Source organism: Veillonella sp. oral taxon 780 str. F0422 (genome assembly GCF_000221605.1).
Classification (GTDB): Bacteria; Bacillota; Negativicutes; order Veillonellales; family Veillonellaceae; genus F0422.
The window spans coordinates 107,669-122,977 of sequence record NZ_AFUJ01000055.1 but is presented as its reverse complement, the minus strand read 5'-3'; the positions used below and the strand labels follow the sequence as shown (position 1 = coordinate 122,977).

At 38.2% G+C, this 15,309-nt stretch carries 12 protein-coding genes, 1 tRNA gene and 2 pseudogenes; 13 read left to right on the top strand and 2 right to left on the bottom strand.

Annotated elements, in window-relative coordinates; translation table 11 throughout:
• Window positions 1–83: 83 nt before the first annotated feature.
• On the bottom strand, window positions 84–1,571 hold the full coding sequence (locus HMPREF9200_RS06945) for a permease (protein WP_009354002.1): 1,488 nt from the start codon (window positions 1,569–1,571) through the stop codon (window positions 84–86).
• Window positions 1,572–1,576: 5 nt separating this feature from the next.
• Window positions 1,577–2,617, bottom strand: a complete 1,041-nt coding sequence (locus HMPREF9200_RS06940; protein WP_009354005.1) for a GTP-binding protein — start codon at window positions 2,615–2,617, stop codon at window positions 1,577–1,579.
• A gap of 273 nt (window positions 2,618–2,890) precedes the next feature.
• On the opposite strand from HMPREF9200_RS06940, the gene HMPREF9200_RS06935 reads away from it, so the two are divergent.
• The 13 genes and pseudogenes from HMPREF9200_RS06935 (at window position 2,891) to HMPREF9200_RS09245 (ending at window position 15,244) form a co-directional block, all read left to right on the top strand.
• Window positions 2,891–3,376, top strand: coding sequence for a ferritin (locus tag HMPREF9200_RS06935; RefSeq protein ID WP_009372173.1), 486 nt, complete (start codon window positions 2,891–2,893; stop codon window positions 3,374–3,376).
• Window positions 3,377–3,835: 459 nt separating this feature from the next.
• Window positions 3,836–4,024 carry a CtsR family transcriptional regulator gene (locus HMPREF9200_RS09080; RefSeq protein ID WP_009372163.1) on the top strand — a complete coding sequence of 63 codons (189 nt, stop codon included), beginning with the start codon at window positions 3,836–3,838 and terminating at the stop codon, window positions 4,022–4,024.
• A 26-nt stretch (window positions 4,025–4,050) separates the two neighbouring features.
• On the top strand, window positions 4,051–4,311 hold the full coding sequence (locus HMPREF9200_RS09075; protein WP_009372150.1) for a hypothetical protein: 261 nt from the start codon (window positions 4,051–4,053) through the stop codon (window positions 4,309–4,311).
• A 3-nt stretch (window positions 4,312–4,314) separates the two neighbouring features.
• Window positions 4,315–4,833, top strand: coding sequence for a UvrB/UvrC motif-containing protein (locus tag HMPREF9200_RS06925; protein ID WP_009372205.1), 519 nt, complete (start codon window positions 4,315–4,317; stop codon window positions 4,831–4,833).
• 9 nt (window positions 4,834–4,842) lie between these two features.
• Window positions 4,843–5,916 (top strand): protein arginine kinase, encoded by a 1,074-nt coding sequence (locus HMPREF9200_RS06920; RefSeq protein ID WP_009372167.1) that lies wholly within the window; start codon window positions 4,843–4,845, stop codon window positions 5,914–5,916.
• Window positions 5,913–8,339 carry an ATP-dependent Clp protease ATP-binding subunit gene (locus HMPREF9200_RS06915; protein WP_009372252.1) on the top strand — a complete coding sequence of 809 codons (2,427 nt, stop codon included), beginning with the start codon at window positions 5,913–5,915 and terminating at the stop codon, window positions 8,337–8,339. Before HMPREF9200_RS06920 ends, HMPREF9200_RS06915 begins: the two co-directional genes overlap by 4 nt.
• A 143-nt stretch (window positions 8,340–8,482) precedes the next feature.
• Complete coding sequence (locus HMPREF9200_RS06910) at window positions 8,483–9,307, top strand: sirohydrochlorin cobaltochelatase (RefSeq protein WP_009372214.1); 825 nt, start codon at window positions 8,483–8,485, stop codon at window positions 9,305–9,307.
• 161 nt (window positions 9,308–9,468) lie between these two features.
• Window positions 9,469–10,175 (top strand): annotated as a pseudogene (gene cobI, locus HMPREF9200_RS06905) (precorrin-2 C(20)-methyltransferase).
• Between the two features lie 10 nt (window positions 10,176–10,185).
• Window positions 10,186–11,565 (top strand): cobyrinate a,c-diamide synthase, encoded by a 1,380-nt coding sequence (locus tag HMPREF9200_RS06900; protein ID WP_009372152.1) that lies wholly within the window; start codon window positions 10,186–10,188, stop codon window positions 11,563–11,565.
• A 112-nt stretch (window positions 11,566–11,677) separates the two neighbouring features.
• Window positions 11,678–11,761 (top strand) — tRNA-Leu (locus tag HMPREF9200_RS06895).
• A 419-nt stretch (window positions 11,762–12,180) separates the two neighbouring features.
• The gene (locus HMPREF9200_RS06890) at window positions 12,181–12,618 is read left to right on the top strand and encodes a hypothetical protein (protein ID WP_009372147.1); all 438 of its coding nucleotides are present in this window, start codon (window positions 12,181–12,183) and stop codon (window positions 12,616–12,618) included.
• A gap of 179 nt (window positions 12,619–12,797) precedes the next feature.
• A pseudogene (locus HMPREF9200_RS09250) lies at window positions 12,798–13,916 on the top strand (hypothetical protein); the annotation flags it as partial.
• Window positions 13,917–14,014: 98 nt separating this feature from the next.
• Complete coding sequence (locus HMPREF9200_RS09245; protein ID WP_369688084.1) at window positions 14,015–15,244, top strand: Preprotein translocase subunit SecA; 1,230 nt, start codon at window positions 14,015–14,017, stop codon at window positions 15,242–15,244.
• The last annotated feature ends 65 nt before the right edge of the window (window positions 15,245–15,309 follow it).

Here is a 15,309-nt window from a genome sequence, read left to right as displayed (position 1 = left end):
TAATAAATATAACAAGGACAGGCTGCAGCTAGCAGAGGCTACGATTTCTACCGCTGCGTGGATGTTAATTGTAGGAATGTATTTCATAGTGCATAACCTCCTATGATCGAAAATAGTATACATATAATCGTTGTTCCCAGAATAATGGAAATACTATATACTTTCACAAAGGAATTAGGGAACAGATTTCGTAATAAGACGTAGTTTTTAATGTCTAATAGAGGTCCAAACAGTAAGAATGCCAAGATTCCTGGTAAAGGAATAACGTTCATAAAGGACCGGGCGATAATGGCATCTGCAGTAGAGCAGATGGATACGCAAAAGGCGAGTGCCATCATGCCGAAGATGACTAAAATGGAGCCAGATAAGGATATATCTTGCAACCATTGTTTAGGTAAAAATAATTGTAACCCACTACTTAGTATAGACCCAATTATGATAAAGGGCAATAGGCGTAAGGTTTCTTCTTGTAATCTTCCGAAAAATCCTATGTCTTTTGACAGTGATTTTACTAGAGTTAATTGTTTCCATGGAGGGAATGCATCAGTACGACCGTAGATACGAGAGCCACAATATTGGCTTACAATAAAAGCTAGCAAAATTCCTAGTAAAGGTCGTCCCCAGAGTATCGTAGGTTCTTTTGGGAACGCATAATACGTGGAGAGTAGTACAATGGGATTTAGCAAAGGACTAATCATCGTAAAGAATAGACTAACTTTCGGTTCCATACCTTGCCGTGTTAGGCTGCGTAAGATAGGGATTACCGCGCAATCACAGAGTGGCATAGTACAAGCCATGATAATAGCTAGTATATAGGCAAATATAGGAGACCGATGTAAATATTTTTCGATACGATAGGGAGAGGCATATTGTTCTACGATGACGGAAATACCAGTCCCTAAGAGCAAGAATGGTATCATCTGTAATAAGATGGCCGTGGTCATAGTTACCCAATTAGGCTGTGCATAAAACATATATCCCAAGGCCAATAGGATAGGGATGATCGCATATTGTTTCCATTGAGGTTTAGACGTTTGTATTGGTTTTGTAATAGGCCATTGCTTCACATCTTGGCAGGCAATCCAAGTGCTATTAGGAGCTAATTCAGTATACTCTTTAGCCTTTTCTTGCGTAGTATTGCCCAGTATGACCGTATCGCTATAGCGAATTTGTGAAAGAGGAATTTCCCCTAAATACGGTAATTGTGACTCCACCCATTCTGGATGGGTTACATAATAGACATGTTTAATAGTTAGCATATCTCCTAAGGGAGAGCGGAGAAAAAGTGTTTCAAACTGTTCTAGGGACCCCATTCCATTCCATTCGATCCAAAGTTCACGATACTGATGGTCTTGTAATATTTGTTGACAAGTGGAGATAGTGTTCTTGGGATCATCGTCGATGGAGAAAGTATGTACTCTTTCGTTGGAAAGAGCAGGACTTTGTAAGCCCTGCTCAAATTGAAAGAGAAGAACATTTGAAATTTTATGACTTTCGATACCAGCTGTGATGGCACTTGTCTTTCCTGAACCGAGAAAGCCCATCACTACATAGGTGGGAATAGTTTGCATAAGTTCTATATTGTTCCGTTAATAAAAGACTGTAACGCATCATTGTTCAAAGATGGACCAATGATGGTTAAATATGAATCATGTAACGTGGTAGGAGTAATCTCTAAACCAGTTCCATTGTATTGTACCAAAGCTTGTCCACCTGTAGAAAGAGGGATGCAACCTTTTAAGCGTAATATATGGCCGGTTGTATTCGTTTCAATGAGAGCTTTCAAATGATGTTGCCACTCATCGATGGTGCGGGGTAAGGTACACTCCACGGTACATGTCAAGAAAGCATCTTTGGCTTGTGCATGATGAGCGATGTGATCATGATGGGGAATTTCAGGATGATTCCGGGCTGTATGATGACCTTTATGGTTTTCAATGTTCTTGTTAGGAGATAAGGCCGACACGGCTTGTTCTCGTGGATACATTGAAATATATTTTGAAAGGGCAATCTCATTCCAAGGCAATATATATATAGGAGCTGCTGGGTTTAAGAGACGAATAATTTCTAAGGTGTTTTGTAGCAAATATTCATCTTCTTGGTGGCTAATAAATACTTGGCTAGAATAAGCAATTTGATCTTTAAAGAAGACACCAAAGTTTTTATAATACATAGGCGCCCGCATAGCATCCACAATGGACACACAACCGGTGAGCTCAATGCGTTTTGCAATAGATGAATCTTTGCAAATAGCTAGAATATCTGATAGTTGACTGACTCCTGATGGTTCAATAATAATATAATCCACATCTTGGGTGTCTAAAATATCTACTAAAGCTCTACGAAAATCGCCGGCTAAGCTACAACAAATGCATCCAGATGTGAGCTCGCGAACAGTATAGCCTTTTTCCCGGAGGATAGCTCCATCTAAATTGACTTGACCAAAATCGTTTTCTAAGATTAAAACTCTTGTTGGATCTGGTAATTCTTGTATGAGTTGCTGAATAAAGGTTGTTTTCCCAGCACCTAAAAAACCAGAGACGATATAGACTTTTACTTTATGAGAGCTTAAGTTTTGTTTAGCTCTAGTAAAAGCACGACTGATTAGCTTAATCATACATTTCACCTCCAATGTGTATAATGCTATATATAATAAAATGAAAGTTCTTGCATGAATAGTATACTCTCTTTTAGTCAGCTATGCATGAATGATTGAGCATTTCAGTCTTTGTAACTCACAACTATTATCAAAATACATGATAAATGATAAAAATCGAAAAAATAGAAAAAGAAGATTGATTTATTTCGATTTATCTGTTATAATGAAAGCACGATGTGGGAACACATCAGTGTATTGTCAATTTATAAATAGTATATGAGGTATAAAAATATGAATCAAAAAGTAGCACAAGCTCTTAACGAACAAGTAATTTTCGAATTTAATGCAGCATCCACATATTTAGCTCTTTCCTTAGCTATGGCTGATGCTAACTTCAAAGGTTTCTCCGCATGGTTACGTGCACAATACCAAGAAGAAGTAACTCACGCTTTCAAATTCATTGATTACTTACAAAGCAACAACGAAAAAGTAACACTAGGTGATGTAAAAAACACAGCATCTACATTGACTAATCCTTTAGAAGTAGCAAAAGCTGTATTAGCTCATGAACAAATGATTACTGGCAAAATCCACAATTTGTATGCATTAGCATTAGAAGAAAAAGATTATGCTACAGTATCTTTCTTGAACTGGTTCGTAGAAGAACAAGTAGAAGAAGAAGCGAATGCAACTGACCTAGTAGATCAATTCACATTTGCACAAGATAGCCGTTCTGCACAATTATTCTTGGACTCCAAATTAGGTAGCCGTCAATAATTGCTACACTCGCTCTTACAGTGAAGTGAGAACTTCATATCAAACCTATTACACATAAAACACACACAAACATAACAAACACACATAATACAAAACCTAACACACAACACATATAACACATATAACTAAACAAAATAATGATATTTGTAAGAGTGATGTTGTTTGCTAGAATATACAATAGGTAGCCTTTCTAATAGAGGGGCTACTTATTTTTATTGTGCCATCGATGTGGGGCGTTATTCGTATATGAATAGGGTCCTACAATTTTTTTAAACAAAAAAGTCAAAAAGTCAAAAAAGCATTTGACAAAGGTCAAAAAGTCAGATATACTTTAACCATAGAAAAGAACAAAAAGTCAAAAAAAGTGGTTGTCTCATTCATCATAAGAAGGAACTTAATTTTTTAAAAAGTCTAGTTGTGATGATGGTACATCATGAATTAAAGAAATGAGGATATACTATGAGTATTTTAGCAGATAAAATTGAACAATTTATATTGACGAAATTGTTAGAGGAGCAGGAAGGTATTACGCTTAGGAGAAACGAACTAGCGGAGGCTTTGGATTGTGCACCATCACAAATTAGTTATGTGTTGAGTACACGTTTTTCAATGATCGAGGGTTCCTTGTTCAGTCTAGACGTGGACTAGGTGGATCTATCACAATTACTAGAGTTATGGAACCAGTGAGAAAACAAGTCTTGATTCCTTTAGAACAATCTCCACAACGTAATGAAGATGAACCTGCAATTACAATTGGTCACATTGACCAAGTATTATTTCAACATATGAAAGAAGCGCGTATTACAAAACGTGAAGCAGCGATGTTGCATGAAGCATTTGTTAGAATTTTACAAGATGTACCAGTGGAACGTAGAAAAGAAGCAGCGGAGCGTTTTTATCAAGCCATTATGAACATCATAAATGAGGAGGTGTAGACTATGAAATGTGATTCTTGTGGTAAAGAAAATGCAAACATTCATATGACATCTATTGTGAATGGAGCAAAAGAGGAGCATCATTATTGCCAACAATGTGCGAATCAAAAAGAGCAGGGAGGTGGAACCATGTTTTCCTCTATGTTTGATGATAGCTTTTTTAATAATCAATTTTTTGCCAATGTTATGTATCCTCAAAGTGCATTGGGGAATAGCAAACAGATTACTTGCCCACAATGTGGCATGACTATATCGGCGTTTAATCATCAAGGTCGATTAGGTTGTGATAGATGCTACGAAGCGTTTCGAGCACACTTAGTTCCCTTAATTAAGCGTATTCAAGGATCTATTTCTTATGAAGGTCGCATTCCTCAACGAGGAGCGGCAGATTTGAAAGTAGAGCAAACTATTAAGCAATTACGAAATGAGCTAATTCAGGCGGTAAAGGAAGAGCAATTTGAAAGAGCTGCACAAATTCGTGATGAAATTAAGTCGTTAGAACAGTCTAAAGAATCAAATTAAGGAGGGTCTATGTTACACACTATTTTAGATGAGGCGTTGTCGCCTTGGATGAAAGAAACCGGCTTAGATCATCGCATTGTTTTATCTAGTCGCATTCGACTAGCAAGAAACTTTAAAGGAGTATCCTTTACAAATCGGGGAGATCTCAATGATTTAACTAAGGTTGATGGGTATATGCGGTCTATGGTTGCCCCTTTACAAACATCCTATGGTAAAAGCTTTTCAAAAATTAACTTGGCATCATTAAGCCCTATGGAACGAGATGTGCTAGTAGAAAAGCACTTAATTTCTCCTAATTTGGCGACCCAGAGTCAAGAACGAAGTGTCATCATTTCTGAAGATTCTCGTATTGCCATTATGGTGAATGAAGAAGATCATTTGCGGATTCAGTCCATGGAATTAGGATTACAATTAGAAAAAGCCTATGAACGAGCGGTAGCTATTGATGATGCGATAGAAAGTAAATACGATTATGCGTTTTCAAAAGACTTTGGATACTTAACTGCCTGTCCTACCAATGTAGGAACGGGGATGAGAGCATCTGTGATGGTTCATGTTCCAGCGTTATCAATGACGGGCAAATTACAGCGTATTATTCGTAGTATTATCCGCATGGGCTATTCTGTACGAGGTCTCTATGGTGAAGGATCTGAGGGATTAGGCCATGTATATCAAATCTCTAATCAGCAAACGATGGGAATCAGTGAACAGGCAACGATTGACCAACTTTCACAGATTGTACAAGGTGTTGTAAAAGAGGAAGAAAAAGCACGGTCTGAATTATGGACTACAGATAAAGAAGGCATAGAAGATAAGGTGTGGAGGTCCTATGGAATTTTGACCCATGCACGCCGTATTTCAGGAGAAGAAGCCTTGGCCTTATTGAGTGATGTGCAGTTAGGTATAGATATGAAATTAATAGATGTGACCATGAACTTTCATGAAATGCTAGTCATTACAAGACCAAATTTCCTGGCCAAATTAGTGGGGAAAGAGTCGATGGGCTCGCAGGAGCGTGATAGTCAAAGGGCACAAGTAATACAAGATACCTTATTACGAGGTTCAAAAGGAGGAAGAAAATGATAGAAAGATATACAGAAGGGGCAAAACGTGCGTTAGCAATTGCCCAAGAAAAAGCAGTTGAATATAAACATAATTATGTAGGAACAGAGCATTTGTTGTTAGGCCTTGTGGAAGAAGAAAAATCAGTGTCTGCACGTGCGTTGCTAGCCTTAGGAGTAGAAGGAAAGGCATTGGAACAAGAAGTGATTCGTGCAGTTGGTAAAGGTACGCATAGTGGAGGTCAATTACAAATGACACCGCGTACGAAACATGTATTGGATTTAGCGCAACAAGCCGCCAATGGTCGTGGACATAACTACATCGGTACAGAGCACATTTTATTAGGTCTATTGTACGATGGTAGTGGGGTAGCCATGCAATTATTGGCAGCAAAAGGAATTCGTCCAGAAGATGTAGTAGAAAAAGTAAATGCTATTGTAGGGGGAGAAGAACCAAGTTCTAATCCAACACAAGGTACAGCTAGTGATTTAGGTGAAATTTCTGACTATGCTATAGATCTTAATGAAAGTGCAAAACAAGGTAAAATTGATCCTGTCATTGGTCGTGATACAGAAATTCAACGGGTGATTCAGATTTTAAGCCGCCGCACGAAAAATAATCCAGTTCTTATCGGAGAACCTGGGGTAGGTAAAACAGCCATTGCAGAGGGGTTAGCACAACGCATTGTCAGTGGTGATGTGCCGGATGTATTACGAGATAAGCGCATTATTTCTGTGAGCTTGAGTTCCATGTTAGCAGGAGCTAAATATCGCGGAGAATTTGAAGAACGTTTGAAAAAAGTGATGGATGAAGTGCAGGATCATGATGACATGATTGTATTTATTGATGAAATTCACACTTTGATTGGAGCAGGTGCTACAGAAGGAGCTATGGATGCAGCGAATATCTTGAAGCCAGCCTTAGCACGTGGTAATTTCCAAGTGATTGGAGCTACTACATTAGACGAATATAAAAAGCATATTGAAAAAGATGCTGCTTTAGAACGTCGTTTCCAACCAGTACAAGTGGGGGAACCAAGTGAAGAAGATGCGTTATCTATTTTGAAGGGCTTACGTGATCGCTACGAAGCATTCCATAAGGTACAAATTACAGATGAAGCCTTGGCAGCAGCTGTACATTTATCAAGTCGTTATATTGCAGATCGATTCTTGCCAGATAAAGCAATCGATGTTATGGATGAAGCGGCATCGAAAGTGCGTATGGCTGTGTTTACGGCAACTCCAGATGTGAAAGCATTAGAAGATGAGTTAGTGCAAGTACAAAAAGAAAAAGAGGCAGCTGTGACAGCCCAAGACTTTGAACGAGCAGCTACACTTCGTGATAAAGAAAAAGAATTAGAATCTGACATTGCATCAAAACAAGAAGATAGCAAAAAAGACAGCGAATCCAAGCTAGTAGTGACAGAGTCTGAAATAGCCGCTGTTGTTTCTGAATGGAGTGGTATCCCTGTATCACGAGTGGCAGAAGAAGAATCGGAACGCTTATTGCGCTTGGAAGAAGAATTGCATCAACGTGTCATCGGTCAAGATGAAGCTGTAGTAGCTGTATCAAAAGCTGTCCGCCGTGCTAGAGCGGGATTAAAAGATCCAAAACGTCCAATTGGTTCTTTCCTATTCTTAGGTCCTACTGGGGTTGGTAAAACAGAATTAGCTAGATCCTTAGCATCCAATTTATTTGGCGATGAAAATGCTATGATTCGTATCGACATGTCGGAGTATATGGAAAAACATGCGGTGAGCCGTTTAGTGGGAGCGCCTCCAGGCTATGTAGGATATGATGAAGGAGGTCAATTAACTGAGGCTGTTCGTCGTCGCCCATATAGTGTGGTTCTCTTTGATGAAGTGGAAAAAGCGCATCCAGACTTCTTTAATATCTTATTACAAGTCTTGGATGATGGACGTTTGACAGATAATCAAGGTCGTACAGTCGATTTCAGAAATACAGTGATTATTATGACAAGTAACTTAGGAGCGAAGTATCTTAAAGAAGATACGGCAGCTATGGGATTCTTAGCAGCTAAGGGAGAAGAAGAAAGTGGAAAAGATAAAGCGTCCATGAAAAAAGATGTGCTCCAAGCTGTGAAATCTCATTTCCGTCCAGAGTTTTTAAATCGTATTGATGAAATGATTGTCTTCCATGCTCTAGAAACAGAACAATTGCAAAGTATTGTACGTATTTTATTGCAATCTGTGACAACACGATTACATGAACAAGGTATGGAACTAGAAGTATCTGATGAAGCTATGAATAAAATCGTAGCAGAAGGAACTGACTTTGCTATGGGGGCAAGACCTTTGAAACGAGCTATCCAACGGTTAGTAGAAGATCCAATTTCTGATGCTATCTTAGAAGGTAAAGCAGGAGAAGGTAAAACAATTCATGTAGTAGTAGAAAATGATGATATTGCGATTACTGTAAAGTAAAATAAGAAACGAGCTATACTTAGTTGTTATGAAGGCAACTGGGTATAGCTCTTTTATAATGACTTATATTTATTTTACAGAACTCTGTTTTTCTTATACACTATAGGATAGGTATGTTCTTAATTTAAGTATGAGGTATAGATATGAAAGAGATTATATTAGTTACATCTTTTGGCTCTACTGTAGACAGCGCAAGAGAAAATCAAATTTTCCCAGTCGTAGATGCCATTCGTAAAGCAAATCCGAGTCATGAAGTACGGTTAGCCTTTACATCACGTATTGTTATTAAGCGTTTGAAAGATAGAAATATTATATTCCAAAATGAAATTGAGGCTATGGAAGCGATTGTAGAAGAAGGCTATGAGCGCATTATTGTGCAGCCTACACATTTAGTAGGTGGTGCAGAGTTCGATAAGCTTCGTAAAAATATTATGGCTTTCAAAGGACAAGGCTCTGTACAAGAAATCGTATTTGGCAGACCTCTTTTGTATTTCATGGGACAAGAGGAGGAAGTACCAGACGATTACCAAATCTTGATTGATCGCTTTATTAAGGCCTTACAGGTTCCTGTAACAGAAGATTTACTCTTAGTAGGTCATGGTGGATTTAATGTAGGGAATGCATCATACGCAGCGCTACAATTGAAATTACAATATGAAGGTTTACGTAATACATCCATTGCTACATTGGAAAATTTCCCAACACCTGAAGATATTTTAGAACGATGGGAACGTGAAGGTCACGAACCCAAGAAAGTACATTTACATCCCTTATTATTAGTCTGTGGTGACCATGCATTGAATGATTTATTCGGAGAGGAAGAAGATAGTTTACTTTCTGAATTAACAAAAGCAGGCTATGAAGTGGTACAATACGAAAAAGGTCTTGGTGAATATGCGGAAATTCAAGACATCTATGTAGAACACTTAGCAGATGCTATGCGAGGTTTATACCAAAGACGATTATAAAATTATAAATCATGCATGTCGGTGGTTGTGCGACTTAATAAGAGAAATACTTGGTGGTGTCGTGTACATTCATAGCAAGTCATGATATACTAATTAATTATAGTAGTTTGGAGTTAGTGATTCTTACTAGTTCAATGTTGATATATAAAAGAGGTGTCCTGATGAAAGGTAAATTATATGGTATTGGTGTAGGTCCTGGGGACTCTGAGTTGATGACTGTAAAAGCTGCTCGCATTGTTGGAGAAGCAGATGTCATTATTACACCGAAAACAGAAAAAAAGATGGCTCTGTAGCCTTACATATTGCAGAACCATATATTCAAGAACATACAGAAATCGTACCTGTTGTATTCCCAATGGTATTGGATGATAATGAACAATCTAAAGGTTGGGAAGAAGCACGTAGAATCATTACTGGATTACTAGAAGAAGGTAAAAAAGTTGTATTCTTAACATTGGGAGATCCAATGTTCTACAGTACATATATGTATGTATATCGTTTAGTAGAATCTGCTGGTTTTGATATTGAAACTATTCCAGGTGTTACTGCATTTTGTGCAATCGGATCCCACTTGGGGTACCCAATTGTAGAAAAAGAAGAAGTATTAGCGATTATTCCAGCTACAGCACCAAAAGAAAAAATTGATGCTGTACTTGCCGTAGCTGATGATGCAGTCATTATGAAAGTGTATCGAAATTTCTCTGAAGTGCAAGAAACACTTCGCAAACATGATATGGCAGAAGAGGCTGTGATGATTTCTCGCGTGGGACTACCAGAGGAAGAAGTGTATCGTAATGTAGATGCTTTGCCATCTGATACAAAATTAAACTATTTATCTACAATTTTGGCGAAACGTAAAGATCGCTAAGAGGTATTTTATGAACACTGTACAACGACCAAGAATTGTTATAGCAGGCACCAACTCTGGTGTTGGAAAAACAACCATTGTAGCAGGGCTATTGGCGGCTTTGACAGAACAGGGCAAAGCGGTACAGGCATTTAAAGTAGGCCCAGATTATATTGATCCGGGTTTTCATAAAATTGCTAGTCAACGAGAATGCTATAATTTAGATACTTGGCTTGTGCCACCACATAAGTTGATTCCCTTTTTTGTGGGGCAAGCGGAGACTGCTGATATTTCTATTATAGAAGGTGTGATGGGTCTTTATGATGGGGGACGTGAAGGCGTTAGTTCCACTGCGCAAGTTGCCAAGGATTTAAAAGCTCCGGTGGTGTTAGTTATCGATTGTAAGGCTATGGGAGAAAGTGCGGCAGCCATTGCTAAAGGCTTTCGTGATTATGACCCAGAGGTACAATTTGGTGGGGTTATCTTAAACCGATTAGGATCGGATAATCATGAACATATGATACGGACGGCGATGAAGAAATTAGGGGTTCCTGTACTAGGTGCCATTCGTCGTGATGAGCGCATGCAATCACCAGAACGTCATTTAGGATTGACACCAGTGACAGAAGTTGATCCTACAGAGGCTATTGCTACCATTCGTGAAGCTGTGAAAGTCATGGTGAATTTAGAAGCCTTAGTAGAGTTAGCTCAAAGTGCGGCGGACTTGTCTGTGGAAACTGAGGAGGTAGTAGAGGCTATAGAAAAACGCGCGCGCATTGGCATCGCCTTGGATGAAGCATTCTCCTTCTACTATCCAGCTAGCCTAGCAGCGTTAGAAGCAGAAGGGGCGGAGTTGCATTATTTTAGTCCTTTACAAGATGAATCCTTGCCAGATGTAGATGGGATCTTTTTTGGTGGTGGTTTTCCAGAGATGTTTTTATCTCAATTAGGGAATAATGAATCTATGAAAGATAGTATACGTAAGGCCAGTGAAAAAGGTATGCCAATCTATGCGGAATGCGGCGGTCTCATGTATATGACAGAAGCAGTGACTGATTTCGAAGGAAATACGTATCCTATGGTGGGGATTGTACCAGCTACCTGTGAAATGCAGCAAAGCTTACAACGTGTAGGTTATGTAAGTGCTACTATGTTGGAGCCAAGTATTTTAGGGTCTGTGAAAGATACTTTACAGGGACATGAGTTTCATTTTTCTACTATGACACCTACACAAAGTCCATTTCCTTGGGCCTTTGAGTTAGTAGGAGGGCGTAAGCCTAAGGCCTATCAAGGGGGATACTCCTATAAAAATATTTTAGCCTCTTATTTGCATATAAATTTTTCAGGTAGTGAGGCAGCGGCTAGAGCTTTTGTAGATTCTTGTGAGACTTATGGACAAGGTAAATCTTGAGGGATACTATAAGAAATATAAATGCAAGAATAATTTGCGTTTTAAGTATAATAGAGGGGTAGAAAAAGATTGACAATTTTTCTGCTCCTGTGTATACTAATATCATTGACGAGCCGGAGTGGCGGAATGGCAGACGCACTTGACTCAAAATCAAGCGGGTAACACCGTGTGGGTTCAAGTCCCACCTCCGGCACCAAGGATTAGCAGATACTGTGTAAACAGTATCTGCTTTTTTATTTTTGATATATATTACTAGAAAGTTGGAGATATTTCTAGCTGTATATTGGACAGTAGTTTTTAATGTAAATATATAGCGTCAGTACATAATGTTACTATATATGATTAAAAGTGCTGATATATAAAGCATTATGAGTATTTTATATGACTTTTATAGTGGGAAATAATTGACGAATAGTGAAAAAATATATATTATAAATACAAATCAGGATGATAATCAATAGCAAAATATCAACTTTTGTTATACTTTGTAAAGAACGCCCATATTTTTGCGAAATGAAATAGTAAGAGAAAGGAGGAGCCCTAGGCCGGGCGAATATGAAAGATGGTCTATAAGAACGTATAGAATTAATAGAAACACCAGTAAGGGGGATACCTATGAATGAATACGATTATACATTAGACAAAACAGGTTTTTATAAGATCCTTTTTAGTACGTCGTTGACAGTAGCCAAAGAACAACTGCAAACGGCTTTAACACCGAAAAAGTTAGCAGGTGCGGTGGAGTATATGTGCATGCTTTGTACCTGTATGAATATGGCCATCAATCAAAATCAATTGGAGAGTGCTAAGTTTAATGATGGAATTGTAGAAGAGTATGTCAGTTTGGTGGATGTAATTATTCGCAATGAAGGAAGTATTAATTATGTGCAGGCTGTAAAGATCGACGAGTTATATATGAAGTCTGCTGATTTAGTTCGTTCTTTATTAGAAGGAGTAGCCTTGACAGAACAACTACGGGAGCTACAACGATCCTATCGGTATTGGAATATGAAACAAAGGATGCAAAGTACGTATAAAACTTTGCTGCATTAGTCATAATAAGTATAGAATGCTAGGAAGTCTTCGTTGCGGGAGACTTCCTAGTATTTGTTTTGTGAGTATTCCATGAAGATGTTTTAAAAAGCGCAGTTCTTTTTGACTATTAAGTGCTAGTAGGCTATAATAATCTAGATACATAGTATTTAATTGAAATACTTTCCATATTTAAGGAGTTGAGATATTTGTTAGGTTTTATACAAAAGCTATTGGGCAATAAAAATGCAAAAGAAATTAAACGGATTCGGTCCATTGTTGAAGAAATTAATGGACTGGAACCGTCTTTGTTATCCTTAAGCGATACTTCTTTGCGAGCTAAAACAGAAGAATTCAAAGAAAGGTTGGCTAAAGGTGAAACATTAGATGATATTTTGCCAGAAGCATTTGCTGTAGTTCGTGAAGCATCTAAACGTGTATTGGGCATGCGTCACTTCGATGTGCAAATGATTGGTGGTATTGTATTACATCGTGGTAATATTGCAGAAATGCGTACAGGTGAAGGTAAAACTTTGGTAGCTACCTTACCAGTATATTTAAACGCTCTATCTGGTAAAGGTGTTCACGTAGTAACCGTTAATGATTATTTGGCTAAGCGTGACAGTGAGTGGATGGGACGTTTATATAATTTCCTAGGTTTATCTACTGGCTTAATCGTAGCTGGTTTAGATTACGATCAACGGAAACAATCCTATGGAGCAGATATCACGTATGGTACAAACAATGAGTTTGGTTTTGACTATTTACGTGACAACATGGTTATCCATGCAGATCAAATGGTACAACGCCCATTGAACTATGCTATTGTCGATGAAGTGGACTCTATCTTAATTGATGAAGCTCGTACGCCACTCATTATTTCTGGTCCAGGGGAACGCTCTACAGAACGCTATTATGAATTAGCGAAAATAGTGCCACACTTGGTGAAAGATGAAGATTACACTATTGATGAAAAACAAAAACGATTGCCCCTACAGATGAAGGGATTGCAAAAGTTGAAAAAATGTTACACATCGAAAACTTATATGATTCCTCTAACTTAGAATTGAATCATTTGTTAAGTGCTTCTCTTCGTGCCTATGCTATGATGGAGCGAGATAAAGATTATGTCGTGAAAGATGGCGAGGTTGTTATTGTTGATGAATTTACTGGTCGTTTGATGTTCGGTCGTCGCTATTCCGATGGCTTACACCAAGCCATTGAGGCAAAAGAAGGCTTACGTGTAGAACGTGAAAGTCAAACATTAGCCTCTATTACTTTCCAGAACTATTTCCGTATGTATGAAAAATTGTCTGGTATGACTGGTACAGCGAAAACAGAAGAACAAGAATTTAATAACATTTACGGTTTGGAAGTTTACGAAATTCCGCCGAATAAAGTGTTGGCGCGTATTGATATGCCTGATTTAATCTTTAAAACAAAAGAGGCTAAATATCGTGCTGTAGTTCGTGATGTAGTGGAACGTCATAAAACAGGTCAACCAATCTTGGTGGGTACTACTTCCATTACGCAATCTGAAATGCTTAGTGATATGTTGACGAAAGCTGGCGTACCACATAATGTATTGAATGCGAAACATCATGAAAAAGAAGCGGAAATTGTTGCTAATGCAGGTCAGTATGGTATGGTAACAATTGCTACCAATATGGCGGGTCGTGGTACAGATATTTCCTTAGGAGAAGGAGTAGCTGAACTAGGTGGCTTACATATTTTGGGCACTGAGCGACATGAAAGTCGTCGTATCGACAATCAGTTGCGCGGTCGTTCTGGCCGTCAAGGGGACAATGGTTCCTCTCAATTCTTCTTATCTTTGGAAGATGATTTAATGCGTATTTTTGGCGCAGATAATATTGCTGGTATGATGGATAAATTAGGTATGGAAGAAGATGAGCCAATTGAGCATTCTTTGATTACCAAATCCATCGAACGAGCACAGAAAAAAGTAGAAAATCATAACTTTAATATTCGTAAGTATATCTTGGAATATGATGATGTTATGAATCAACAACGGGAAGTATTATACGGACAACGTCGTTTGATCTTAAATAACCAATCCTTGCGTGAAACGATTTTACATATGGTAGATAACTTAATTATCAACTCTATGAATCAATATGCAGATGAAAAATTGTATCCAGAAGAATGGAACTATGAAGGTTTATTAAAGCATTTAGAGATCTATTTCTTGGAACCAGGTATGTTGACAGTGGAACAAATGGAAGAGTATGGTCGTGCAGAATTACAGGACCACTTAATTGACATTGCCCACAAAGAATATGAAAAACGTGAATTCTTATTTGGAGAAGCAAATATGCGTGAGCTTGAGAAAGCAATCATGCTAAAAGTTGTGGATAGCAAATGGATGGAACATTTGGATGCTATGGATATGTTAAAAGAAGGGATTGGCCTACGCGCTTATGGACAAAAAAATCCATTAGTAGAATATAAATTTGAGGCTTATGACATGTTCGAAAATATGAAACAAGCTATTACGGATGAAACAATTATGTATTTATACCGTATCCAAATTAATGTGGACACAATAGCAGAAGAAGAACCGGTTGATCATCTAGCTGATGCTAAGACCCACCATGAAGACGTGTTGGAACCACAAAACGTAGACTAGACTTTCATGGCCACGCAGCGAGGTGACACATCTCCTGTGCGGCCATTTGTTTTATAGAATGAAAG

Excerpts from the sequence above, each read along its gene's own strand:
- HMPREF9200_RS06945 (WP_009354002.1), bottom strand. The coding sequence starts at position 1,571 with ATGCAAACTATTCCCACCTATGTAGTGATGGGCTTTCTCGGTTCAGGA.
- HMPREF9200_RS06940 (WP_009354005.1), bottom strand. The coding sequence starts at position 2,617 with ATGATTAAGCTAATCAGTCGTGCTTTTACTAGAGCTAAACAAAACTTA.
- HMPREF9200_RS06935 (WP_009372173.1), top strand. The coding sequence starts at position 2,891 with ATGAATCAAAAAGTAGCACAAGCTCTTAACGAACAAGTAATTTTCGAA.
- HMPREF9200_RS09080 (WP_009372163.1), top strand. The coding sequence starts at position 3,836 with ATGAGTATTTTAGCAGATAAAATTGAACAATTTATATTGACGAAATTG.
- HMPREF9200_RS09075 (WP_009372150.1), top strand. The coding sequence starts at position 4,051 with ATGGAACCAGTGAGAAAACAAGTCTTGATTCCTTTAGAACAATCTCCA.
- HMPREF9200_RS06925 (WP_009372205.1), top strand. The coding sequence starts at position 4,315 with ATGAAATGTGATTCTTGTGGTAAAGAAAATGCAAACATTCATATGACA.
- HMPREF9200_RS06920 (WP_009372167.1), top strand. The coding sequence starts at position 4,843 with ATGTTACACACTATTTTAGATGAGGCGTTGTCGCCTTGGATGAAAGAA.
- HMPREF9200_RS06915 (WP_009372252.1), top strand. The coding sequence starts at position 5,913 with ATGATAGAAAGATATACAGAAGGGGCAAAACGTGCGTTAGCAATTGCC.
- HMPREF9200_RS06910 (WP_009372214.1), top strand. The coding sequence starts at position 8,483 with ATGAAAGAGATTATATTAGTTACATCTTTTGGCTCTACTGTAGACAGC.
- HMPREF9200_RS06900 (WP_009372152.1), top strand. The coding sequence starts at position 10,186 with ATGAACACTGTACAACGACCAAGAATTGTTATAGCAGGCACCAACTCT.
- HMPREF9200_RS06890 (WP_009372147.1), top strand. The coding sequence starts at position 12,181 with ATGAATGAATACGATTATACATTAGACAAAACAGGTTTTTATAAGATC.
- HMPREF9200_RS09245 (WP_369688084.1), top strand. The coding sequence starts at position 14,015 with ATGCCTGATTTAATCTTTAAAACAAAAGAGGCTAAATATCGTGCTGTA.